General features: G+C 68.6%; 22 protein-coding genes and 1 tRNA gene. 11 read left to right on the top strand and 12 right to left on the bottom strand.

Annotated elements, in window-relative coordinates:
• The first annotated feature begins 23 nt into the window (after window positions 1-23).
• Window positions 24-944 carry a LysR substrate-binding domain-containing protein gene (locus tag AC3A6R_RS22910; RefSeq protein WP_487865677.1) on the top strand — a complete coding sequence of 307 codons (921 nt, stop codon included), beginning with the start codon at window positions 24-26 and terminating at the stop codon, window positions 942-944.
• A gap of 13 nt (window positions 945-957) precedes the next feature.
• Here AC3A6R_RS22910 and AC3A6R_RS22905 read toward each other — a convergent pair whose 3' ends face one another.
• The gene (locus AC3A6R_RS22905; protein ID WP_487865676.1) at window positions 958-1,947 is read right to left on the bottom strand and encodes a response regulator; all 990 of its coding nucleotides are present in this window, start codon (window positions 1,945-1,947) and stop codon (window positions 958-960) included.
• Entirely contained in the window at window positions 1,940-5,521 is a 3,582-nt protein-coding gene (locus AC3A6R_RS22900; RefSeq protein ID WP_487865702.1) for a hybrid sensor histidine kinase/response regulator, read from the bottom strand. The genes AC3A6R_RS22905 and AC3A6R_RS22900 overlap by 8 nt, the downstream gene beginning before the upstream one ends.
• Window positions 5,522-5,621: 100 nt before the next feature.
• Here AC3A6R_RS22900 and AC3A6R_RS22895 point away from each other — a divergent pair, with 100 nt between their 5' ends.
• The 8 genes from AC3A6R_RS22895 (at window position 5,622) to ureG (ending at window position 11,192) form a co-directional block, all read left to right on the top strand.
• Window positions 5,622-5,924 carry an urease subunit gamma gene (locus AC3A6R_RS22895; protein ID WP_124466048.1) on the top strand — a complete coding sequence of 101 codons (303 nt, stop codon included), beginning with the start codon at window positions 5,622-5,624 and terminating at the stop codon, window positions 5,922-5,924.
• A 25-nt stretch (window positions 5,925-5,949) separates the two neighbouring features.
• Entirely contained in the window at window positions 5,950-6,546 is a 597-nt protein-coding gene (locus tag AC3A6R_RS22890; protein WP_487865675.1) for a HupE/UreJ family protein, read from the top strand.
• An 11-nt stretch (window positions 6,547-6,557) separates the two neighbouring features.
• Window positions 6,558-6,863: an urease subunit beta gene (locus tag AC3A6R_RS22885; RefSeq protein WP_487862708.1), complete on the top strand. Its 306-nt coding sequence runs from the start codon at window positions 6,558-6,560 to the stop codon at window positions 6,861-6,863.
• A 3-nt stretch (window positions 6,864-6,866) separates the two neighbouring features.
• On the top strand, window positions 6,867-8,585 hold the full coding sequence (gene ureC / locus AC3A6R_RS22880; RefSeq protein ID WP_487865674.1) for an urease subunit alpha: 1,719 nt from the start codon (window positions 6,867-6,869) through the stop codon (window positions 8,583-8,585).
• 8 nt (window positions 8,586-8,593) lie between these two features.
• A complete protein-coding gene (locus AC3A6R_RS22875) occupies window positions 8,594-9,070 on the top strand; it encodes a GNAT family N-acetyltransferase (protein ID WP_487865673.1) in 477 nt (158 codons plus the stop codon).
• A gap of 202 nt (window positions 9,071-9,272) precedes the next feature.
• Window positions 9,273-9,842 carry an urease accessory protein UreE gene (ureE, locus tag AC3A6R_RS22870; RefSeq protein ID WP_487862712.1) on the top strand — a complete coding sequence of 190 codons (570 nt, stop codon included), beginning with the start codon at window positions 9,273-9,275 and terminating at the stop codon, window positions 9,840-9,842.
• Between the two features lies 1 nt (window position 9,843).
• Complete coding sequence (locus AC3A6R_RS22865; RefSeq protein ID WP_487865672.1) at window positions 9,844-10,524, top strand: urease accessory protein UreF; 681 nt, start codon at window positions 9,844-9,846, stop codon at window positions 10,522-10,524.
• 17 nt (window positions 10,525-10,541) lie between these two features.
• Entirely contained in the window at window positions 10,542-11,192 is a 651-nt protein-coding gene (gene ureG, locus AC3A6R_RS22860) for an urease accessory protein UreG (protein WP_487862714.1), read from the top strand.
• 9 nt (window positions 11,193-11,201) lie between these two features.
• On the opposite strand, the gene AC3A6R_RS22855 is transcribed toward ureG, so the two are convergent.
• Window positions 11,202-11,339 carry a hypothetical protein gene (locus AC3A6R_RS22855; RefSeq protein WP_487865671.1) on the bottom strand — a complete coding sequence of 46 codons (138 nt, stop codon included), beginning with the start codon at window positions 11,337-11,339 and terminating at the stop codon, window positions 11,202-11,204.
• A 254-nt stretch (window positions 11,340-11,593) separates the two neighbouring features.
• Here AC3A6R_RS22855 and AC3A6R_RS22850 point away from each other — a divergent pair, with 254 nt between their 5' ends.
• A complete protein-coding gene (locus AC3A6R_RS22850) occupies window positions 11,594-11,875 on the top strand; it encodes an HU family DNA-binding protein (RefSeq protein WP_487865670.1) in 282 nt (93 codons plus the stop codon).
• Here AC3A6R_RS22850 and AC3A6R_RS22845 read toward each other — a convergent pair.
• The 3 genes from AC3A6R_RS22845 to AC3A6R_RS22835 are packed head-to-tail and all read right to left on the bottom strand — an operon-like array spanning window position 11,859 to window position 17,907.
• The gene (locus AC3A6R_RS22845) at window positions 11,859-15,311 is read right to left on the bottom strand and encodes an efflux transporter outer membrane subunit (RefSeq protein WP_487865669.1); all 3,453 of its coding nucleotides are present in this window, start codon (window positions 15,309-15,311) and stop codon (window positions 11,859-11,861) included. The genes AC3A6R_RS22850 and AC3A6R_RS22845 overlap by 17 nt on opposite strands.
• Entirely contained in the window at window positions 15,299-16,630 is a 1,332-nt protein-coding gene (locus AC3A6R_RS22840) for a hypothetical protein (protein ID WP_487865668.1), read from the bottom strand. Before AC3A6R_RS22840 ends, AC3A6R_RS22845 begins: the two co-directional genes overlap by 13 nt.
• Before the next feature lie 14 nt (window positions 16,631-16,644).
• The gene (locus AC3A6R_RS22835) at window positions 16,645-17,907 is read right to left on the bottom strand and encodes an HlyD family secretion protein (protein ID WP_487865667.1); all 1,263 of its coding nucleotides are present in this window, start codon (window positions 17,905-17,907) and stop codon (window positions 16,645-16,647) included.
• A 499-nt stretch (window positions 17,908-18,406) separates the two neighbouring features.
• On the opposite strand from AC3A6R_RS22835, the gene AC3A6R_RS22830 reads away from it, so the two are divergent.
• Window positions 18,407-18,850 carry a DUF4124 domain-containing protein gene (locus AC3A6R_RS22830; RefSeq protein ID WP_487862719.1) on the top strand — a complete coding sequence of 148 codons (444 nt, stop codon included), beginning with the start codon at window positions 18,407-18,409 and terminating at the stop codon, window positions 18,848-18,850.
• Window positions 18,851-18,881: 31 nt separating this feature from the next.
• On the opposite strand, the gene AC3A6R_RS22825 is transcribed toward AC3A6R_RS22830, so the two are convergent.
• From AC3A6R_RS22825 to AC3A6R_RS22800, 6 genes are all read right to left on the bottom strand, one after another.
• Window positions 18,882-18,969, bottom strand: a tRNA-Ser gene (locus tag AC3A6R_RS22825).
• Between the two features lie 35 nt (window positions 18,970-19,004).
• Window positions 19,005-20,276 carry a radical SAM family heme chaperone HemW gene (gene hemW, locus AC3A6R_RS22820; protein WP_487865666.1) on the bottom strand — a complete coding sequence of 424 codons (1,272 nt, stop codon included), beginning with the start codon at window positions 20,274-20,276 and terminating at the stop codon, window positions 19,005-19,007.
• Between the two features lie 11 nt (window positions 20,277-20,287).
• Complete coding sequence (gene rdgB, locus AC3A6R_RS22815; RefSeq protein ID WP_487865665.1) at window positions 20,288-20,887, bottom strand: RdgB/HAM1 family non-canonical purine NTP pyrophosphatase; 600 nt, start codon at window positions 20,885-20,887, stop codon at window positions 20,288-20,290.
• A gap of 2 nt (window positions 20,888-20,889) precedes the next feature.
• Window positions 20,890-21,630, bottom strand: a complete 741-nt coding sequence (gene rph, locus AC3A6R_RS22810; protein ID WP_487862722.1) for a ribonuclease PH — start codon at window positions 21,628-21,630, stop codon at window positions 20,890-20,892.
• A 72-nt stretch (window positions 21,631-21,702) separates the two neighbouring features.
• Window positions 21,703-22,614, bottom strand: a complete 912-nt coding sequence (locus AC3A6R_RS22805; protein ID WP_487865664.1) for a PP2C family protein-serine/threonine phosphatase — start codon at window positions 22,612-22,614, stop codon at window positions 21,703-21,705.
• On the bottom strand, window positions 22,611-23,618 hold the full coding sequence (locus AC3A6R_RS22800) for a serine/threonine protein kinase (RefSeq protein ID WP_487862724.1): 1,008 nt from the start codon (window positions 23,616-23,618) through the stop codon (window positions 22,611-22,613). The genes AC3A6R_RS22805 and AC3A6R_RS22800 overlap by 4 nt, the downstream gene beginning before the upstream one ends.
• Between the last annotated feature and the right edge of the window lie 45 nt (window positions 23,619-23,663).

Raw genomic sequence — 23,663 nt, 5'->3', positions numbered from 1 at the left:
TCAGGCGATAAGAAAACTTATCAATGCGCTTCACCGAGATCGAGACCTTCCGCGCCCTGATGCGCGCCGGTTCCACGCGCAAGGCCGCGGCGCTGCTGAACGTGACGCAGCCCGCGGTCAGCCAGTCGCTCAAGCGGCTCGAGGTGCAGGCCGGCATGCGGCTGTTCCAGCGCACCGGCGGGCGTCTCGTCGCCACGCCCGAAGCGCAAGCACTCTGGACCGAGGTCGAGCGTGTCTTCATCGGCATGGACGCCATCGAGCACCGGATGCGCAGCCTGCGCGACTTCGGCACCAACCAGCTCGAACTCAGCTGCTATCCCGCGTTCGGCCTCGGCTTCATGCCGCGCGCGCTCGAACGCCTCAAGGCGCAGCGCGGCGACGGGCCTTGGCCGCAGGTGTCGCTGCAGGTGCTGAGTTCGAAAGACGTGCGCGATCGCGTGGCCAAGGGCATTTCCGATTTCGGCCTCATGGCCGACGAGCTGCCGCTCGAAGGCATCACGCATTCGACCTTCGCGCGCTTTCCAGGCGTGGTGGTCATGCCCCAGGGGCATGCGCTCGCGCGCTTCAAGCGCATCGCGCTGGAGCAGCTGGCGCAGGTGCCCTTTCTCGCGCTGAACGCCGAGGATCCGTCGCACCGGTGGCTCGAAGCCGCGCTGGCCGAGCGCGGCGTGGCGCTGCGGGCCGCCGTGCAGACACCCTATGCGGCCAGCGTCTGCGAGATGGCGCTGCGCGGTCTCGGCGTCGGGCTGGTGAACCCGGTCACCGCGCTCGACTATGCCGAGCGCGGCCTCGTGGTGCGCCGCCTCTCGGTCGACGTGTTCTTCTCGTGCGTGCTCGTGATGCCGGCGGGGAAAGTGCTTTCGGCGACCGCGCGCGACTTTCTTTCGTTGATGCGCCAGCAGCTCGCCGAGGACGAGAAGCGCATCCAGCGCTGCCTGCGCTGATCGCGCGCGGCATTCAGATCTCGAACTGCGGCTGCAGCTCGCGAATGCGCTTGATCGCCACGCCGGCGGCGGCGGTGCGGGTCTCGACGCCGAGCTTCACGTACACCCGCTCGAGGTGCTTCTTGGCCGTGGCGGGGCTGCTGCCGAGGATCTCGCCGATGTCCTTGTTGGTCTTGCCCTTGACCACCCAATAGAGCACCTCGGCCTCGCGTGCGGTGAGCTTCAGGCTCAGGCTCATGGCCTCGATCACCGCGGTATCGGAGAGTTCGCGCATGACGATCATCCATTCGTCGCCCTCGTCGTCCTCGCCCGTCTGCCGGTGCAGCCGCAGGCTGAGGCTGCTCGCGCCCTGGTCGATGGCAAGCGCCGGCGGCTCGATGCCCTGCTGCCGGGCCCCGGGCGCATGGCGGCGCAGCCATTCCAGCACCGCGGGCGGCGTTTCGGGGGCGCTGGTGTGGCAATAGCGCTGCAGCAGGTCGCGCGCGAGCGCGGTCTGCCAGATCAGCCGGCCTTCGGGCAGGCGCACGGTGAAGCTCGCATAGCCGAAGGCATCGAGCGCATTGCGCGCCTGGCCGGCCTGGCGCGCCGCCTGCCGGGCGCGCCGGGCGCCCTGCAGGTGGACGTTCATTCGCGCCAGCACTTCCTTGGGCTTGATCGGCTTCGTCACGTAGTCGACACCACCAGCCTCCAGCGCCGCCACCAGGTGCTCGGTTTCGGTCAGGCCGGTCATGAAGACGATCGGAATGTGTGCGGTGGCTGGGTCGGCCTTGAGTCGGCGCGCCACCTCGAAGCCGTCGATGCCCGGCATCATCGCATCGAGCAGCACGATGTCGGGCCGGGCCTGCGCGGCACGCTGCAGCGCCTGCTCGCCGCTCGTGGCCACGAGCACGGTGTAGCCCGACTCGTCGAGCGCATCGTGCAGCACCGCGAGGTTGTCGGGCACGTCGTCGACGATCAGCACCAGGTCGCTGGCGCCGGCAATGCTTCGGGCCAGTTCACTCACTCCGTTCCTCCGGTGCGCAATCCATCCGCTCGAACTGGAACGTCCGGGCGAGCGCGCGCTGCGCTTCGGTCCATGCCCGGCATTCGGGCTGTTCGGTGTCGATCGCATCGAGCTGGTTCATGATGCCGCGGAAGTAGCCCAGGTTCACGGCCTCGCCGAGTGCGCGCAGGTGCTCGGGCGATGGCGGGCGCATCGACGGCACGGCGACCACGGCGGCTTGCGGCGCCGCGGCCGCATCGGTCCAGCGCAGGCCGAGGCGGCGCTCGAGCCAGTCGAGCAGCTCGGTGTGGCGCACCGGCTTGACGAAGAAATCCTCGGGCGCGATGCCGACATCGTTCTCGAGCCCCTTGTCGAAGGCATTGGCCGAGACGATCGCGACCGCCGCATCGGCCAGGCCCAGCCGGCGCGCGCGGCGGATCGTCTCCCAGCCGTCGATGCCCGGCATCGCGAGGTCGACGAACATCGCGTCGGGACGGTAGCCGGACGCGACGAGGTCGAGCGCGTCGTGCCCGCTCGCGGCGCTGCGCAATTCGAAGCCCAGCGGCGCGAGCACATGGCCGAGCAGCTCGCGGTCGGCTTCCTCGTTGTCGACCACCAGCAGCCGCTTGCGTGGCCCCTCGTAGCCGCGCCGCATGCGCTGCTGCTGCGCCGGCGCCCGCCGGCCCGGGCCGCCTGCCGCGTCGTGCACGCGCGGCAGGAAGAGCCGCACGCAGAACAGCGCACCCTCGCCCGGCGTGCTGCGCACCTTCATCTCGCCGCCCATGAGGTCGGTGAGCATCTTCGCGATCGTGAGGCCCAGCCCCGCGCCGGGCGTGGCGGCCGCAGCCGCGCCGCCGCGCGCGAAGGGCTCGAAGATGCGCGCGATCTCCTCGGCGGTCATGCCGGGTCCGGTGTCCTCGATCTCCACCGAGGCGAACTCGCGCGCATACGACAGCCGGAGCGTGACCTGGCCCGCCGCGGTGAACTTGATCGCGTTGCCCAGCAGGTTGATCAGGATTTGGCCCACGCGCTTCTCGTCGGCACGCACCAGCTCGGGCAGCGTGCCGGTGGCCTCGAAGCAAAAGGCCAGCCCCTTCTCGGCCGCCTGCAGCTCGAACATGTCGGCGAGTTCGCGCACGGTGTCGGCAAAGCGCATCGGCCGCGCATCGAGCGTGAGCTTGCCTGCCTCGATGTGGGCAATGGCGAGCGTGCCCTCGATGAGCGACAGCAGGTGCTCGCCGCCGCGCTTGATCACCGCCACCGCCTGGCGGCGGTGCGGCGGCACCGACGCGTCCTCGCCCATCAGCTGCGCATACCCCAGGATGCTGTTGAGCGGCGTGCGCAATTCGTGGCTGATCGCGCTGATGTAGCGGCTCTTGGCCTGGTTGGCTTGGTCGGCGGCGCGACGCGCCTGCTCCGCCGCGAGCTTGGCCTGCTCGGCAACCTCGCGCGCCTCGTCGGCGGTCTGCTTGGCCGACTGCAGCGCCTGGTCGGTGGCGCGGTGCAGCTCGATCTCGCGCATCAGCAGGCGGGTCTGGCGGTTCGACTCTTCCTGCGCCACCTTGCGGCTCTGGTGCGCCAGCACCAGCCACCAGGCGACCACGCCCGCGATCACCAGCAGCGCCATGTAGGCCTTGAGGAAGCCCGAGCGCAGCGAGGCGCTCTGCAGTGCGCTGACATCGAGCGCGCGCAGCTCCTGCTGGTAAAGCACGCCGAACACTGCCGCCAGCACCGGCACCACGATCAGCATCAGCAGCAGGAAATGGCCGAGCCCCGTGTCGAGGTAGCGCCAACTCCTGCGCGGCAGCAGCCAGCGCAGTGCCGCCGACCACTGTGCCGACAGCGCCGCATGCGGCTTGCACAGGTCGCCGCAGCGCGCGTCGAGCGTGCAGCACAGCGAGCAGATGGCGCCCTGGTAGGCCGGGCAGTGGGCCATGTCGGGCCCTTCGTACTCGCGCTCGCAGATCACGCACTGCTGGACCCGCAGGCGCTGGTACGCGCCGTCGCCGCCCGCGTCCTGCACGATGCGCGCCCATCGCACGGCACGCGGGCCCGTGGCCGGCGCGAACGCGACCGCACCCGCGCCCTCGGTGCCGCGCGCGATGTAGTACTTGCCGCCCGTGGCCCAGGCCAGCAGCGGCGACACCACGAGCGCCGTGCCGAGCGCGATCAGCGCCGAGAAGGCCTGCGCCAGCGGCCCGAACATGCCGAGGTGCGCGGTGATCGACAGCAGCGAGGCGAGCGCCATCGCGCCGACGCCCACCGGGTTGATGTCCCACAGGTGCGCACGCTTGAACTCGATGCCCGGCGGCGACAGGCCCAGCGGCTTGTTGATGACCAGGTCCGCCACCACCGCCATCATCCAGGCGATCGCGATGTTGGCGAACAGCCCGAGCACGTCGCCGAGCGCCTCGAAGACGTTCATCTCCATCAGCATGAAGGCGATCAGCGCATTGAACACCACCCACACCACGCGCCCCGGATGGCTGTGCGCCACGCGCGAGAAGAAGTTGCTCCAGGCCAGCGAGCCCGCATAGGCATTGGTCACGTTGATCTTGAGTTGCGAGATCACCACGAACAGCGCCGTCGCGGCCACGGCCCAGCCGTAGTTCGGAAACACGTACTCGTAGGCAGCCAGGTACATCTGGTTCGGATCGACCGCGCGCTCGACCGGCACCATGTGCGAGATCGCGAGGTAGGCGAGAAGTGCGCCGCCGAGCATCTTGAACACACCGAGCACGACCCATCCCGGCCCGCCGGCCAGCACCCCGGCCCACCAGCGCCGCGCCGTCGCGGGCGTGCGCACGGGCATGAAGCGCAGGTAGTCGGCCTGCTCGCCCATCTGGGTGATGAGCGCGATGCCGACCGTGAGCGCCGCGCCAAACAGGTGCAGATCGAAGCCCGTCGCGCCCAGTTTTGCGCCGTTGTAGTGCACGATGCCAGCGAACGCACCAGGATCGCGCACGAGCACGAAGACGAAGGGCACCACCAGCATCACCAGCCACAGCGGCTGCGTCCACAGCTGCAGCCGGCTGATCGCCGACACGCCGTGCGTGACCAGAGGAATAACCACCAGCGCGCACACCAGGTAGCCCCAGACCGGCGGCACGCCGAGCGCGAGCTCGAGCGCATAGGCCATCACCGCGGCCTCGAGCGCGAAGAAGATGAAGGTGAACGAGGCGTATATCAGCGACGTGAGCGTGGACCCGATGTAGCCGAAGCCCGCGCCGCGCGTGAGCAGGTCCATGTCGACGCCGTAGCGCGCCGCATACACGCTGATCGGCACGCCCGCGAGGAAGATGATGAGCCCCGTCACCACGATGGCCCAGAAGGCATTGGCGAAGCCGTACTGCACGAGCAGCGTGGCACCGACCGCTTCGAGGATGAGGAACGAGGCGGCACCGAACGCGGTGTTGGCCACGCGCCATTCGGACCACTTGCGAAAGCGCTGCGGGGTGTAGCGCAGCGCGTAGTCCTCGAGCGTCTCGCTCGCTACCCAGCTGTTGTAGTCGCGCCGCACCTTGACGATGCGTTGCGGCGCCTCGTCGGAGGTGGCAGGGGAAGGCGGGGCGGGGTTCACACCGTTTCGGTGCATCTTTCGTGCCATGCGTACGCCTTTTGGCGAACGGCGGCACGACTGTTGCAACGGGACTGCCTGCCCATAATGGCCGAACCCTGCCACCAATGCCGACCCCATGGAACTGACCCCGCGCGAAAAAGACAAGCTGCTGATCTTCACCGCGGCACTGCTGGCCGAACGCCGCAAGGCGCGCGGCCTCAAGCTCAACTACCCCGAAGCGGTCGCGCTGATCTCCGCCGCCGTGATGGAAGGCGCCCGCGACGGCAAGAGCGTGGCCGCCCTCATGAGCGAGGGCCGCGCGGTGCTCACGCGCGCCGACGTGATGGACGGCATCGCCGAGATGATCCCGGACATCCAGGTGGAAGCCACCTTTCCCGACGGCACCAAGCTCGTGACCGTCCACCAGCCCATCGTCTAAGCCGCCATTCGAAAGAAGACCTGCCATGCGCATTGCCTCCAAGACACTCGCCCTCTTCGCCCTCCTGCTGCCGCTCGCGGCCAGCGCCCACACCGGCGCGGACGGCGGCATGCACCACGGCTTCGCGACCGGTTTCATGCACCCGCTCACCGGTGCCGACCACCTGGCCGCGATGGTCGCGGTCGGCCTCTGGAGCGCACTGGCCGCGCGGCGTGCCTGGCCCGACCTGCTGTGGGCACCGCTGGCCTTCGCGGCCATGCTGCTCGCCGGCGCGCTGGCCGGGCTCGCGGGTCTGCAAATGCCCGCGGTCGAGCCGATGATCGCGGCCTCGCTGCTCGTGCTGGGGCTGCTGGTCGCCACGCGCGTGCACCTGGCGGCAGGCGCTGCGGCGGCGCTGGTCGGCGTGTTCGCCGTCTTCCATGGCGTGGCGCACGGCCATGAACTCGCGAGCGACCACGGCGCGGCCCTGACGCTGGCCGGCATGGTGGCCGCCACCCTGCTGCTGCACGTTGCGGGCATCGCCGCCGGATGGGCGCTGCGCCACGCCAACGCCTGGCTGCCGCGCGTGGCAGGCGTGGCCGTGGCCGGCCTGGGCGCCACGCTGCTGTCGCAAGCCCTCTGAAGAAGGTTGCCATGATCCCCGGCGAACTTCTCACCGACGACGGCGAGCACGCGCTCAACCCGGGCCGCCGCACCCTCACGCTGGTGGTGCAGAACACCGCCGACCGGCCGATCCAGGTCGGCTCGCACTATCACTTCGCCGAGACCAACGGCGCGCTCGGCTTCGACCGCGACGCCGCGCGCGGCATGCGGCTCAACATCGCCTCGGGCGCCGCCGTGCGCTTCGAGCCGGGCCAGCAGCGCACGGTCGAGCTGGTCGATTTTTCGGGCGACCGCATCGTCTACGGCTTTCGCGGCCTCGTTCAAGGAAAGCTCTAAACCATGGCAACGATTGGCAGGCGTGCCTACGCCGAAATCTTCGGCCCGACGGTGGACGACCGGGTCCGGCTGGCCGACACCGAGCTGCTGATCGAGGTGGAGGCCGACTACACGCTGCGCGCCGGCGGCTACGGCGAGGAAGTGAAGTTCGGCGGCGGCAAGACCATCCGCGACGGCATGGCGCAGTCGCAGCGCACCCGCATGCAGGGCGCGGTCGACACGGTGCTGACCAATGCGCTGATCCTCGACCACTGGGGCATCGTCAAGGCCGACATCGGACTGAAGGACGGCCGCATCGCCGCCATCGGCAAGGCCGGCAATCCCGACGTGCAGCCGGGCGTGGACATCGTCATCGGCCCGGGCACCGAGATCATCAGCTGCGAGGGCCACATCGTCACCGCGGGCGGCATCGACAGCCACATCCACTTCATCTGCCCGCAGCAGATCGAAGAGGCGCTGGCCTCGGGCATCACGACCATGCTGGGCGGCGGCACCGGCCCCGCCACCGGCACCTTCGCGACCACCGCCACGCCGGGGCCCTGGCACATCGAGCGCATGCTGCAGGCAGCCGACGCCTTCCCGATGAACCTGGGCTTCCTCGGCAAGGGCAACGCCAGCCTGCCCGATGCGCTGCACGAGCAGATCGAGGCCGGCGTCATCGGATTGAAGCTGCACGAAGACTGGGGCACCACGCCCTCGGCCATCAGCAACTGTCTGGACGTGGCCGATGCCACCGACACGCAGGTGGCGATCCACAGCGACACGCTCAACGAGTCGGGCTTCGTCGAGAACACCATCGCGGCCGTCGGCGGGCGCGCCATCTGCGCCTTCCACACCGAGGGCGCGGGCGGCGGCCATGCGCCCGACATCCTGCGCGTGGTGGGCGAAGACAACTTCCTGCCCTCGTCCACCAACCCGACCATGCCCTACACCGTGAACACGCTCGACGAACACGTCGACATGCTCATGGTGTGCCACCACCTCGACGCCGGCATCGCCGAAGACCTGGCCTTCGCCGAGTCGCGCATCCGCAAGGAGACCATCGCCGCCGAGGACGTGCTGCACGACCTCGGCGCGATCAGCATGTTCAGCTCCGACAGCCAGGCCATGGGCCGCGTCGGCGAGGTCGTGCTGCGCTGCTGGCAGACCGCGCACAAGATGAAGCTGCAGCGCGGCACCCTGCCCGAGGACAACCCGCGCAACGACAACTTCCGCGCCAAGCGCTACGTGGCCAAGTACACGATCAATCCCGCCATCGCGCACGGCATCGCGCACGAGGTGGGCTCGATCGAGGTCGGCAAGTGGGCCGACCTCGTGATCTGGAAGCCGGCCTTCTTCGGCGTGAAGCCCTTCACCATCATCAAGGGCGGCAGCATCGCCATGGCCGCGATGGGCGACCCCAATGCCTCGATCCCCACGCCGCAACCGGTGCACTACCGCCCGATGTTCGGCAGCTACGGCGGCTCGCTCGCCAGGAGCTCGCTGACCTTCGTCTCGCAGGCGGGGCTCGCCGGGGGCATCAAGGAGCGCTTCGGTCTGGCCAAGCCGCTCGCCGCAGTGAAGAACATCCGCAACGTGCGCAAGAAGGACATGGTCCACAACGGCTACACGCCGAAGATGGAGATCGACGCGCAGACCTACGCAGTGCGTGCCGACGGGCATCTGCTGACCTGCGAGCCCGCGAAGCTGCTGCCGATGGCGCAGCGCTACTTTCTTTTCTGAGGCCCCCGATGGAACTTCGCATCCGGCTTGATCCACTGCAGGACCCGCGCATCGCCGCCTTCCTCGAAGAGCACCTGGTCGACATGCGGCGCGTCTCGCCGCCCGAGAGCGTCCATGCGCTCGACCTCTCGGGCCTGCGCCGGCCCGAGATCCGGTTCTGGTCCACGTGGGCCGTGCAGCCCGATGGCGAGGACATGCTGGTCGGCACCGCCGCACTCAAGCGACTTGACGCGCACCATGCCGAACTCAAGTCGATGCGCACCGCGGCCCCGCTGCGCGGCCAGGGCATCGCCGCCCGCATGCTCGCGCACGTGATGGCCGACGCGCGCGCGCAAGGCCATGCGCGGCTCAGCCTCGAGACCGGCACCCAGCCCTTCTTCGAGCCGGCACGCGCGCTCTATGCAAAGCACGGCTTCGAGGACTGCGGTCCGTTTGGGAACTACCGGGTCGATCCGTACAGCCACTTCATGACGCGGGTAATTTGAGATCGTGGCGGCGCGGGAAACTCAGGGCAGGAACAGTGCCAGGAGCTTGGCCGTCGTCATTTGGCAAGCTCGCGCAGGGCATTGCGGCGCGCCGATCGAATCGCCGATCTGGGTCACTTTGATGGCAGACATGCTTTGCGCCTCGCAATTGAAGTCATAACGAACGTTGTATTGTCGACACCCTCCCGCTGAACGCAAGCCCATGCTCACCGCCAACAAACTCATGCCCCAGGGCCGCGGCCTCGCGCCCGTTCTGACCAAGCGAGCCCCCACCATCGAACTCGACTGGGACATCCGCCAGAAGAGCCGCTTCGACGCCACCGACTCGCAGGGGCGCCGCATCGGTGTGTTCCTGCCGCGCGGCACCGCGGTGCGCGGCGGCGACGTGCTCGTGGCCGAGGACGGTTCGCTGGTCCGCGTCATCGCGGCGCCGCAGCCGGTGCTGCGCATCACGCACTGCACGGCACACGGCACGCCGTTCGACCTGACGCGTGCGGCCTACCATCTCGGCAACCGGCATGTGCCGATCGAGCTCAGGCCCGACCACCTCAAGATCGAGCCCGACCATGTGCTCGCCGACATGCTGCGTTCGATGCACCTGATCGTGGTCGCGGTGGAAGAAGCCTTCGAGCCCGAGGGCGGCGCCTATGGGGCGCATGCGCACTCGCATGAACATTCGCACGACCATGGCCACCCGCATGCCCACGGCAGCGGCGGCCCCAAGCCGCTCGTGCTCGCACCGGAACTGCTGGACGACGACCACGCCCACTGACATGTCCGATCCGGCCGGCGCCCACAGCCTCCTGCAGCTCATCTGGCTCGCGTCGCCCGCGCTGCCGGTGGGCGGCTTCTCCTATTCGGAAGGCGTGGAGGCGGCGGTCGAATGGGCCGGCATCGATTCGGAAGCCAGGGCCGCCGAATGGCTCGCCGACCAGTTGCACCTGAGCTTCGCGCGCGGCGACCTCGCGCTGGTCGCGCAAGCCATCGCGGCGTGGCGCGCGGACGACGCGGCGCGCGTGCGCGAGCTCAATGCATGGGTCATGGCCTCGCGCGAGACGGCCGAATTCTTCCTGCAGACCGAGCAGATGGGGCGCTCCTTCGTCGAGTGGCTCAAGCTGCACCATGCCGACACCGCCCGCGTGTTCGCCGACCTGCCCGCGAGCTATCCGGTGGCCTTCGCCTTTGCGGCGAGCCGCACCACCGCCTCGGTGCACGACGGCTGCCTGGCCTTCGCCTTTGGCTGGGCCGAGAACATGGTGGGCGCGGCCGTCAAGGCGGTGCCGCTCGGCCAGAGCGCCGGGCAGCGCATCCTGGGGCGGCTGGCGCGCGAGATTCCCGACGCGGTGACCCGCGCGATGGCGCTCGGCGACGACGAACGCCAGGCCTTCGCACCGCTGCTCGCCGTGCTGTCGGCGCGGCACGAAACCCAATACTCCCGGCTCTTCAGAAGCTAGAACCTCGAACCACCACCATGACCTCCGCCCTGCACCACATTCCCCGCCGCACCAAGAAGCTCCCGCCGCTGCGCGTGGGCATCGGCGGCCCCGTCGGCTCGGGCAAGACCACGCTGCTCGAGATGCTCTGCAAGGCGATGCGCGACAAGTACGACCTCGTGGCCATCACCAACGACATCTACACCAAGGAAGACCAGCGCCTGCTGACGGTGGCCGGCGCGCTGCCCGCCGAACGCATCATGGGTGTGGAGACCGGTGGCTGCCCGCACACCGCGATCCGCGAAGACGCCTCGATCAACCTCGAAGCCATCGACCGCATGCTCGAGGACTTTCCCGACGCCGACGTGGTGTTCGTCGAATCGGGCGGCGACAACCTCGCGGCCACCTTCAGCCCTGAGCTGTCGGACCTGACGATCTACGTGATCGACGTGGCGGCTGGCGAGAAGATCCCGCGCAAGGGTGGCCCCGGCATCACCAAGAGCGACCTGTTCGTCATCAACAAGACCGACCTCGCGCCGTACGTCGGCGCGAATCTCGACGTGATGGAACAGGACACGCGCCGCATGCGCCGCGAGCGGCCCTACGTCATGACGAACCTCAAGACCCACACCGGCGTGGCGGAAGTCGTCGCGTTCATCGAGGCCCGCGGCATGCTCGCCGAAGGCTGAGCCGCACCGTCAGCAGTTGCCCTTCTTGGCCTGGCCCGGCGGGCAGTGGCCGCCGCGGCCCGGCCCCGGATCGGTGTGGTAGACGCACGCGCTCGTGAGCAGCGACAGAACGAGCGCGAAGATCGCGGTGGCAGCGGTTTTTTTCATGGAGTCTCCTTTGGAACGATGGACTTGGATTGTGGAACACTCGATACGGCCACGAAAACGATCGCAAAGGCAAGCAAATCCATCACATTTCTTCTTGAAATGTTTCATGTGCGGAACGGCAAGGTGCCTGCAGTGAAAACTAAGATGGAGCGCTTCGGGCGCCTCGATCCCCAACGGGGATCTCTCCACCTGCAGGCGCGGCCTCGGGTCACGGCGCCGGATACCATCATCCATCCCCCTGAAAGGAACCTGCCTTGAACAAGACCGAATTGATCGCCGCCATCGCCGAAGACACCAACCTCAGCAAGGCCGACGCCGGCCGCGCTTTCGAATCCGCCCTCGAGAACCTGTCGCGTGCCCTGGCGCGCGGCGAGACCGTGCAGCTCATCGGCTTCGGCACCTTCGCGGTCGCGAGCCGCGCCGAACGCACCGGCCGCAATCCGTCCACCGGCGAGCAGATCACCATCAAGGCCAGCAAGAGTGCGAAGTTCACCGCAGGCAAGGCTCTCAAGGACGCCGTCAACGTGGCTGGCTGATCGAAGCCGTCGGGGTGGTGCGCTGCTGCTGCTGCTGCGCATCGCCCCATCCCCCGCCCAGCGCCTTGTAGAGGTTGACCTTGTTCACCGCCTGCTTGAGCTGCAGTTCGACCAGCCGCTGCTGTTCGGCATGGAGCTCGCGCTGGGCATCCTGGCTCGCAAAATAGTCTTCGAGCCCGCTGCGGAAGCGCGTATGCGCAATCCCGGCCACCTTTTCCAATGCCTCCACGCGCGACTGCTGCGCTTCCAACTGCGGACGCAGGTGGTCGTCGGCGATCAGCGCGTTGGCGGTCTCGCGCAATGCGACCTGCGCCGCCGATTCGTAGGAAGCCATCGCAGCCGCGAGGCGCTCCTCGTTGGCCGTGATGTTGGCCGAGCGGCGCCCCCAGTCGAAGATCGGCAGCGACACGCCCAGCACACCGGCCCAGCTCCTGTTGCCGCTGCTCAACAGCGACGACAGGTCGCCGCTCACGGCGCCCGCCAGCGCAGTCAATGAGATCGTCGGCAGCATCGCGGCCTTGGCCGCGCCCACGCCCGAATTGGCCGCCTCGACGCGCGCATAGGCCGCCAGCAGGTCGGGGCGGCGCTGCAGCAGGCTGGCGGGCAGGCCGGCTGCGACCGCGGCCGTGGACGACTCGGGCCAGCGCTTGCCGCTGCCGGTGTCGGGCGGCACCGGCTGGCCAACCAGCACGTTGAGCCATTGCAGGTCCTGCGCCACGCGCATGCGGTATTCCTCCTGCTGCACGCGGGCGTTCTGCAGCAGCGACTGCGACCGGTACACGTCGAGCTGCGCCGCGCCGCCCACGGCCTTGGCGCGGCCGATCATGTCGGCGTTGGCGGCGACACTGGCTGCGGTGGCATCGGCCAGCGCCAGCAGCGCGCGGTCGGCGCGCAGCGTGAGGTAGGCGTTCGACACCTCCCCCACCAGGTTCATGCGCGCGGCCGCATGGTCCAGGTCGCCCGCCTCGGCGAGCGCGCCGCCCTGCTGCGCAGTGCTTGCCTGGCGGCCGAAGAAGTCGAGCTCATACGACGTGATGCCGGCCTGGATGTCGAAGCTGTTCGACACGCGGCCGTCCGACGGCACGTTGCCGAGCGGGCTCAGCGAGCCCTGCGGCGTGGTCTTGGCGCGCTGCGCGTGGCTCGACAGTCCGATCGCCGGGAACAGCGAGGCGCGCGTGCCGGCATACACGGCGCGGGCCTCGCGCGCCTTGGCGGCATAGACGCGCAGGTCGCGGTTCTGCGACAGCGCGGTGGCGATCAGCCGGCGCAGTTCGTCGTCCTCGACGAAGCTGCGCCAATCCACTGGTTCGGCATTCGGCACCGTGGTGCCGGCCGGCCATTGCGCCGGCATCGCCAGATCGGGCTCCTTGAGCGGCGGCGTCATGTTGCAGCCGCTCACCACAAGCACGATGCCGGTCGCGAGCACGAGCAGGCACAGCCGCAGTGCGAGCCGCACGAAACCGGCGCGCGGCGCACCGAAACCCGCGCTCGCGAGCAGCGCCGACGCCGCGCGCCATGGCCGCACCTGCACCGCGACGTGGCTCGGCGGCACGTTGAAGACATGGCCCACCAGCTGCTCGCGCTGGGCCTCGGTGGCAGCGAACTGCAGCTCTGCGCCGGCGGCACTGCGGCCCGCGAGGTGCGCCTTCAGCCATCCGACCGACTCGACATGCACCTCGAGCGGCTGCCCCACGCGCAGCCGCTTGAGCGGTGCGCGGGCTTCGAGCAGTGCGCCGTCGGGCGCGATGTTCACGAAGCGCGCCTCGCCCTCCCCGTCGGCGGTGCGCACACGGGTGCGCGCACGCCAGGGAAACCGCTCCTCCCCATCGCCACGCGGCAGGTCGACGCAAGCCATCAGCGCGGCCAGGCAGAGCACCAGCGCGATGCCGGTCCACACGAGGTTGAGCTCGTCGCCCGGCGTGAGCGCCTCGCCGCCCAGCGCGACCGATGCGGCGCCCAGCTGCAGCGCCACCAGCAGCCCGCCGAAGATGGCGACCAGCTTCCAGTGCACCACCGTCTTGGTGCGGTCGAGCCCCTTGGCCGTGACCTTGAAGGGCCGCCCGAACGGGCGCAGCATCGCGCTCGCGAGCGTGCTCGTGACCGCCATGGCTGCAACCAGCTGGCTCACCTCGCTGAACACCGGCAGGCAGCGCCGCTCGCTGATCCAGTAGCTGTAGGCCCAGAACATCATGAGCGGCGGCAGGCCGTAGGCGGCAAAGGCCTGCGGCGTGGCATGGAACACCGAGACGCCCGCATACCAGTAGAGCGCCGGCGCGAGCATGACCATGGCCATGAACGGCTTGCCCAGCCAGTGCATCAGCCCGTGCAGGAAGTGCAGCCGCGCCGAAAGGCTGTAGCCGCGCCCGCGCAGCGGCCCTTCAGGCAACAGTGCCAGTTGCACCGTGCCGAGGCACCAGCGGCTGCGCTGGTTGATGTAGTCGATGATGCTCTCGGCCGACAAACCGTTCGACAGGCGCTCGCCGAGCCAGCGCGTGATGTGACCGTGGCGCAGCAGCAGGTAGGTGGTGTGGATGTCCTCGCAGACGCTACCCACCGGAAAGCCGCCCGCCGCGGTGATCAGGTCGCGCCGCACGATGAACGAGGTGCCCACGCAAAAGGCCGAATCGACCGCGTCCTTGGCGGGTTGCAGCACGTCGAAGAACACGCGCTGCTCGTCGACCCAGCTGTCGGTCGCGCGCAGGTTGTGCTGGATCGGATCGGCGTTGTAATAGAACTGCGGCGTCTGCACCAGCCCCACCCGGCGGTCCGAGAACAGGCCCAGCATGCGGTAGACGATATTGCGCTGCGGTGCGAAGTCGGCGTCGAGCACCAAGATGTACGGCGCGTTGGTCACCTCGGCCGACAGCTTCAGGCCGTTGTTCATATTGCCGGCCTTGGCATGGCTGTTGTCGGGCCGGCGCGCGTAGTTCACGCCGCGCCGCGCGCAGTAGTCGCGCAGCCAGTCGCGCCGGGTGTCGTCGAGCACCCATACCGCGAGCCGCGGATAGTCGATCGCCTGCGCCGCGATGATGGTCTTCTCGAGCACCGCCAGTTCCTCGTTGTAGGTGCAGATCAACACGTCCACCGCCGGCACCCGGTCGCCGCGGTCCCGCAGCATCGCCTCGCCGCGGTCGGCCAGCGGGCGGTTGTCGCGCGTGCGCAGCAGCATGTGGATCGACATCAGCGTGTAGGCCACGGCGGTCATCTCGAAGAACAGGAACACCCATGCGAACAGCGTTTCGAAGCCAAGGTCCGACGGCGGCATGGTCGCGACCACGCGCCAGACCGCATAGCGCGCGAGCAGGAGCGCGGTCAGTCCGCCGAACACGGCGCGGTGGGAAATGCGATCGATGCGCGCCCAGGTCATCAGCAGCAGCGCCAGCCCCGCGACGAGTGCGTTGAGCTGGAACTCCGGTTGTGCGATCAGGCTGGACATGATGGATTGGCTCCTGCTGCGGCGGCGGTCTTGCCGGTGAAGGGGTTGAAACCCGTGGCGGCCAGTGCGACCCATGCGGTCGCGCCCAGGTGCGGCCAGCGGTAATAGAAGAAGTCGGGGCCGGTCGAATCCGGGCCGATCGCCAGCCCGGTCGAGATGCGCTCGCCCGGCGTGGCGTAGTAAAGGCCGTTACCGGCGCGCTGCGATGCAAGCAACCGCCACAGCGGCTCGGGCGCGGACCCCTTGCGCGCCACCAGCGTGGCGGCAGCTTGCGCGCTGCCCTCGGTCCAGATGCCGTCGGGCTCGCGCTTGAAGCCGTAGCCCTCGCCATGGCGATGGTGCCTGTCGAGCCATTGCAGCCCGCGCGACCAGTCGCACGAGCCCTCGGGCGCGGCAAGCAGCGGCCAGAGCTGCGCATCGAGCCCCGAGCCCTCGGTCGAGATCGTCGCGCCGTCTTCCTTGGTGCCGATGTAGAAGCGCTGCTCCGATGCGCTCCACATGCGGCGCACGAAATCGAGCGCGGTACGCGCCTGCTGGCGCTCGGCGTCCGCCTGCGCGCCGGTCGCGCGCGCGGCCCATGCGGCGGCCATCGCGATGTCGATGTTGTGCTCGGTCGACTTCCAGGTTTGCGGCCGCTGGGCGTGGTCCCAGCCGTACCAGCCGCCGTTGTAGCCGTCGGGCGCGTTCTTCGCGCGCGTGCGCTGCTCGATCCAGCCGAGCAGCTTGCGCGCATGGGCCAGGTAGGTGGGCGAGGAACGCTCGGCCTCGTGCAGGTTCAGCAGCAGCAGCGCGGCCCAGGCCACGTTGCCCGTGGCCGTGCTGACCTGGTAGGCATCGGCGATCCACTGGTTCTTGCCCGCGTCCCAGCGGCCCGGCAGCGCCGCCTTGTCCTCGGTCATCGGGCCGGCGCGGTAGGCGTTGCGCACGCGGCCGTCGGGCATGGCGGGATCACGCTCCATCGCGCGCACCACCGCATCGCCGATGCGCCGCGCCGAAGCGGCATCGCCGCAGGCCAGCAGCGCGATGCCCGCGAGCGCGTTGTCGTAGGTGAAGGCCACGCCACCAAGCGCGGGCTCAAGCGGCGGCCCCTTGCCGGCCTCGGCAATACGGTAGCTCGTGAGGAACAACGGCCCCGAGGTCGCGCCCTTCTGGTCTTCGGTGACCGCGCGGCGCAGGCCCTCGCAGCTTTGCCGGGCCAGCTGCTGTTGCTGCTGCGTGGCGCCCGGCGGCGCTTGCGCCGCCGAGGCCGCGCCGGCCAGCGCCATCGACGCGACCGCAGCGCGCGCCAGTGCACATGGAATGGAAGCGATCGGCTTCATGCCATGCTCCCTGCTCAGGACTTCAGCGTGGCCGAAACCACCTTGCCGGGCGCACAGAGGTTCGCGCCGCCATCTGCCGCTGCAACCGGCTGCGCTTGGCCCTCGATGCGCGCCACGGCGTAGATCGAGCCCTGCTCCGCATACGGGAAAGGCACGCTGTAGGTGCTCTGCTGCGCCTCCGAGGCCTCGGGCAGCAGTTGTTCCACGCGCGCGGGCACCACCCGGGCGCTGTCCTCGAACTTCACTTCGAGCAGCGAGCCGATGCCCAGCCGCTTGGCCACGCGCGCCGGGAACACCGCCACCACGCCGAGCCGGCTGCAGTCGGTCACGCGCACCAGCGACGCGCCGGCCGTGACGTAGGCGCCCACGGGCGCGAGCACCGTGTGGACCTGCCCTGCCTGCGTCGCCTTGATCTCGTACGAAGAGAGCTTCTCGACCCGGCTGCGCTCCTCTTCCTCGAGCTGGCGGACCTGCTTGAGCTGCTGAAAGATTGCCGTGCCGTCCTGCTGCGCACGGCCCACGCTGTTGCGCAGCGCCTCGCGGCGGCTCGCCAGCGTCTGGAACAGATTGCTGCCGCCATCGCCCACGAAGGCGCCTTGCCCCGCGCTCGCCACCGTCTGGACCTGGCCGGTGAAGGCCTGCTCGGCCACCGCCGCATTGGCGCGCGCCGTGTTGAGCTGGGCCAGCGAGGCATTCATCACCTGCTCGCTGATCGCGCCCTGCTCGAGCAGCGCCTGGTTCGTGCGGACCTTGTTCTCCTGCTCTTCGACCACGCTGTGCGCCACGTCGCGCTTGCGTCGCGCGATCTGCCACGACTCCCAGGCCTGCGCCAGCGACGCCTCGCGGTGCACGCTGGCCTCGCGCCCGACCGAGCGCATTTCCTGGTTGTCGGCCTTGTACTGGTTGGCAAGCTGCGCCAGCTGGCTTTGCAGCGCCAGATGCTGCGAGCGCAACTGCGTGAGGATTTCCTGGCTCACCGTCGGGTTGCGCACCGTCGCGACCAACGCACCGGGTTCCACCGTGTCGCGCGCATGCACCGACATCTGCGCCACCACCCCGTTGATTGGCGAAGTGATCAGCGTCACCGGCGCCTGCAGCACGGCCCGCGTTGCCTTCGACGACAACAGCGGCTGCACCAGCGTCGAGATCATCAGCCACAGCACGAAGGCCAACAGCGCATAGGCCGCGAGCTTCGGAACGAAGGCGCCCCCCTGCCGGCGCCGGCCGCGGAAGGGAACCTGCTTCGGTTTGGACTTGGTTTTCTTTGAGACAAACATGGTCACCTCTCGTGCAAGACGAAACAGCGCCGAGCGATCAGCGCGATATTTCAGTGAAAGAAGAGTGGATCCGGCCGCCTGAGCAACCGACCACGCCCGCTGCTGCGGCGCGATCTCAAGGTAAGGCGAAACCCTGATGGCGGCTGCTTCGGGAGGAAACAAGCTGTGAAAACTTCACATTTGCACAACGACGACGTTCGGGCGAAGGTCCTACATCTGCGTCGGAGAAGGTGCAATTGACGTCGAAGGGCCTCAATTGGCAGGCAAATGCGGCGGTCCGGCGCGCTCTACAGGGAGGCAGGCCGGGCGCTACGCGAACGCGCGAAACCGGGCGGAGCCCGGAAGCGCCTCAGCGCAGTGACGGGGAGACGGCGGAATTGAAGATTCAGTAACGATACGGATCGTGTCGGCGGGTGTCTGCTGCTCTTGACGCGCGACTGAACCAAGGTTTCGCAGACCCCCGGGGGGTGAAAATCGAGCAAACGCAAATCCCGCACGCATGCGCCTCCTGCTCACACTTCCCCTGCTGCTGGCCGCCGTCTCCGCACCAGCGGCGCCGCCTGTCTACCGATGCGAGACGGCAGGCAAAGTCGCCTATTCCGACTCCCCCTGCGTCGGCGCAAAGGTGATCGACGCCACGCCCAATCAAGGCGTCGACCAGATGTCAGGCAAGTCGCGGAAGGGTCGCGACGTGCAGCGCACGGAATTCAATCACGCCTTCGACGACGCGCTGCGCCCGCTAACAGGAAAGTCACGCGAGCAGATGGACGTGATGCGCCAGAGACTCAAGCTGTCCGCGCGAGACCAAGGCGAGTGCCGGCAACTGGACGCTCGGTTACCCGAAATGGAAGCGGCGACGCGGCACGATACCGGCGCGTCGAAGGCCAAGGCCGACGTGGCCCTGTACCAGGCGCGCAAGCGATATTTCGACCTGAAGTGCTGAAGGTGCCTGCTAGGGGCAATGAGGCACAGGCTGGCGGAGAGTGTGAGATTCGAACTCACGGACGCTTTCACGTCGGCAGTTTTCAAGACTGCTGGTTTAAACCACTCACCCAACTCTCCGGAGCCCGCGATTTTACGCCGCAGGCCGAAGTCATTCAGCCCTCAGGCAGGAACAACGACTGCAGGTCGCTCAAAAAATCCAGCCCGCGCTCGGTCGGCCACACGCGGTGCAGGTCGCGCGCGACCAGGCCCTTGCGCTCGGCTTCTTCCAGGCCTTTCTGGATGCTGGTCATCGCAAGACCGGTGCGCTCGCTGAACTGCGGCAGCGTGAAGCCCTCCTTCAGCCGCAGCGCATTGAGCATGAACTCGAACGGCAGGTCGGCCAGGCCGACCTCGTCGCTCTGCGACACGGCCGCGCCGGCGCGGGCGTTCTCCATGTAGAGGCGCGGCTCGCGAAAACGCACCTGGCGCACGATGCGGTGCGCGAAGCTGAGCTTGCTGTGCGCGCCGGCGCCGATGCCGAGGTAGTCACCGAACTGCCAGTAGTTGAGGTTGTGCGCGCACGCATGGCCGCTCTTTGCATAGGCCGACACCTCGTAGCGCTGCATGCCCACCGCGGCTGTGCGCTCGGTGATGCGGTCGAGCATGGCGTAGGCCATGTCGTCCTCGGGCAGCATGGGCGGAAACTTGGCGAACCAGGTGTTGGGCTCGATGGTGAGGTGATACACCGACAGGTGCGGCGGCGCGAGCGCCAGCGCCTGCGACAGGTCGGTGTCGAGCCCCTCGAGGGTCTGGCCCGGCAGCGCGTACATCAGGTCGAGGTTGAAGGTGTCGAATGCGCTCGCGGCCTCTTCGGCGGCGGCAATGGCCTGGGCGCGGTCGTGCACGCGGCCGAGCGCCTTCAGGTGTTCGTCGTTGAAGCTCTGCACGCCCACCGACAGGCGCGTGACGCCGGCGGTGCGATAAGCGCGAAAGCGGTTGCGCTCAAAGGTGCCGGGGTTGGCCTCGAGCGTGATCTCGCAGTCGGGCGCGAGCTTGAGGCGGGCGCGCACGTCGCCGATCAGGCGGTCGATGGCTTGCGGCGAAAAGAGGCTCGGGGTTCCGCCGCCGATGAAGATGGTGTGGACGCTGCGGCCCCAGATGAGCGGCAGCGCGGCGTCGAGGTCGGCAACGAGCGCGTCGATGTACGCGGCTTCGGGGATGCCGTCGACCTCGGCGGCGCTCGCGGCGCGCCACTCGTGCGAGTTGAAGTCGCAGTACGGGCACTTGCGCAGGCACCAGGGCAGATGGATGTAGAGCGACAGCGGCGGCAGCGCCGCGAGCTGCAGCGGGCCGGGCCGCATCCAGTGCAGCACGTCGTTGGCCTGTGGCGCGCCGGCCTGCGGCGCGGGCTGGATCGGAACCACGGTGGAAGAAGACGAAGGCATCGGATGCTCGGTCAGAACCAGCGCTCGCGCATCAGCGCCAGCATGGCCTTGGCCGCCTGACCGCGGTGGCTGTTGGCGTTCTTCACTTCGGGCGGCAGCTGCGCAAAAGTCTTGCCGAAGCTCGGCAGGTACATGACGGGATCGAAGCCGAAGCCGTTGTCGCCGATCGGCGCCTTGGCGATTTCGCCAACCACGCGGCCGACGGCGATGAGCGGCTCGGGATCGTCGTGCCCGCGCAGCGCGACGAGCGTGCTGACGAGCGCGGCGCGCCGGTTGGCCACGCCATCGAGCTGTTCGAGCAGCGCCTTGACGTTGTTGGCGTCGCCCTTGGCATGGCCGAACTGGGTGGCATAGAAGGCGGTGTCGACGCCCGGCAGCCCGCCGAAGGCATCGACGCAGAGGCCGGCGTCGTCGGCGATGGCCGGCAGCCCGGTGGCGGCGCTGGCATGGCGCGCCTTGGCCAGGGCGTTCTCGACGAAGGTGCGGAACGGTTCCTCGGCCTCGCCCACGCCGAGCGCCGACTGCGGCACGAGCGTGACCGCCAGTTCCGCCAACAGCTGCTGGAGCTCGGCCAGCTTGCCGGCGTTGTTGGACGCGAGGACCAGCTTCATGGTCATGACTGCGACGAAAGCTGCAGCGCCTGCTGCTGCATTGCAATCAGCTCGCCGATGCCCTTCTCGGCCAGGCCGAGCAGGAGGTTCATCTCGTCGCGCGAGAAGGCGGCGCCTTCGGCGGTGCCCTGCACTTCGACGAAGTGGCCGGCACCGGTCATGACGACGTTCATGTCGGTGTCGCAGGCGGAGTCTTCGGTGTATTCGAGGTCGAGCAGCGGCGTGCCGGCGACGATGCCGACGGAGATGGCGGCCACATGGCCGCGGATCGGCGAAGCGGGCAGCGTGCCGGCGGCGAGCAGCTTGTTGACGGCGTCCTGCGCCGCGACGAAGGCGCCGGTGATGGCGGCGGTGCGCGTGCCGCCGTCGGCCTGGAGCACGTCGCAGTCGAGGTGGATGGTGCGCTCGCCGAGGGCGGCCAGGTCGAACACGGCGCGCATCGAGCGGCCGATGAGGCGCTGGATCTCCTGCGTGCGGCCGCTCTGCTTGCCGCGCGCGGCCTCGCGGTCGCTGCGCGTGTGGGTGGCGCGCGGCAGCATGCCGTACTCGGCCGTGACCCAGCCCTCGCCGCTGCCGCGCTTGTGCGGCGGCACGCGCTCTTCGACGGAAGCGGTGCACAGCACGCGCGTCTGGCCGAACTCGATCAGCACCGAACCCTCGGCATGGATGGTGAAACCGCGGGTGATGCGCACCGGGCGCAGCTGGTCGGCGGCACGGCCGCCGCTTCGTGTGAAAGCAGTCATGGGTGAAGGATGCGTCAGTAAAAGAAATGGATGAAAGACCACCGCCCGGGAGCGATGGCCGCACCTGCGCGCTCAGGTCTTCTTTGCAGCGGAGCGGCGAATGGCCTCGTTGATTTCGGCAATCGAGCGTTCGATGGCGTCCTCGTCGAGGTCGTCGAGCTCGCCGTCGGCGGGCATGCCGGCCTGGATGGTGGAGGCGAACACGCCGTCGCTGATCGAGTCGGTGGACACGGCGCGCTCCTCGCCCGCCGTGATGGCCGGCATTTCCCATTCGAGCGCGATCAGCGTCACGTTGTCGCTGTGGGCGCCGCCCTTGCGCAGCGCCATCTCGGCCAGGTCGGGCGCCGCATCGGACACCGGCTTGTCGGACGACAGGGTGTGCACGATGAGGGCATCGTCGAGCACGCCCCAGACACCGTCCGAGCACAGCATGATGCGGTCGCCGCGCTGCAGCGGCAGCGGCGCCGAGATGTCGAACAGCGGCGTGGTGGGCGAGCCCAGGCAGGTGAGCAGCAGGTTGCGGTTGACCGGCGCGTCGCTGGCGGCGCCGGCGCGCGGGCGCTCCGCATGCGAATGGTCGCGCGTGCGCGTGAGCAGGCGGCCGTCGCGCACCACGTACAGGCGCGAATCGCCGCAGTGCATCCAGATGGCGCTCGAGTTCTGCAGCAGTGCAGCCACCACGGTGGTGCGCGGCGTGTCGAGCATGGCCTTGTGGCTGGCGTAGCGCATGATCTGCTGGTGCGCCGTCATGGCCGATTCGGCCAGGAACGCCTTCGGATCCTTGACCACCGGCCGGGCTTCGCGCTGGTAGAGCGCGGCGATGGTCTGCAACGCGAGCTGCGCCGCGACCTCGCCCTCGGGATGGCCGCCCATGCCGTCGGCCAGCACGAAGAGCCCCGACTCCCGCGTGTAGCAGTAGCCCATGCGGTCTTCGTTCTTGAGGCGGCCGCCCTTGCGGCTGACCTGGAATACGGAAAATTTCATGCGGGGCGCGTGGTGGGTGCCGCCGCCCTGGGCAGGGCCTTCTTGTCGAAGGAGCGGATGTTGTCGAGGGAAAGCCGCACCTTCTCGCCGACGGTGAGCTTGGTGTAGCGCCGCTCGCCTTCGCGGCTCAGTTCCTTCTGGAGCGCAAAGACCGACTGCGGGCGCGAGAGCGGATCGAGCGACATGCACCACTCGACCACTTCCATGAGGTTGTCGGAGTACACGCCGCGCAGGCGCGACAGCGACAGGGTGAGCCGGTCTTTCTCGATGCGCCGCGGCGCGTCGTTGGGCGGGTAGCCCTGCATGCAGGCGTAGATGCAGGCGCCGATGGCGTAGATGTCGGTCCAGGGGCCCATCGACGAGTCGCGCCGGTACATCTCGGGGGCGGCAAAGCCGGGCGTGTACATCGGGCGGATGAAGATGCCCTCCTTGCTGAGCACCTCGCGCGCAGCGCCAAAGTCGATCAGCACCGCGCGGTCCTCGTCGGTCACGAAGATGTTGGCGGGCTTGATGTCGAGGTGCAGCATCTTGTACTGGTGCACGATGCGCAGCCCGCGCAGGATCTCGTCGAACAGCGAGCGGATGGTCGATTCGCGAAACACCTTGGGGCGCTTGAGGTCGCGCGCGGTGACGACGAAGTCTTGAAGGGTGGCGCCCTCCAGGTAGTTCATCACCATGTAGACGGTCTCGTTTTCGCGGAAGAAATTGAGCACGCTCACCACCGAGGAATGCGAAATCTGCGCGAGCGATCGCCCCTCCTCGAAGAAGCTTTTGAGGCCCAGCCGGTAGAGCGACAGCTTCTCGGGCGCCACCTCGGGCGTAAGCTCGCCGGGTCCGCGCGTGGCGAGCGACGAAGGCAGGTATTCCTTGATCGCGACCTGCTGGCCACCCGGGTCGATCGCGAGGTAGACAACGCCAAAACCACCTGCGGAAAGCCGGCGAACAATGCGGTAACCGCCAATGACCGTATCGGGCAGCAGGGGCGAAGGCTTGACCTTTGACATAATCCGGGAGTTTCGCCCGAAGGCGATGGTGCGGCAAGCGAACGC

The organism is Variovorax sp. Soil_C_19, from assembly GCF_057657255.1.
This window is presented reverse-complemented; position numbering and strand designations above follow the sequence as displayed.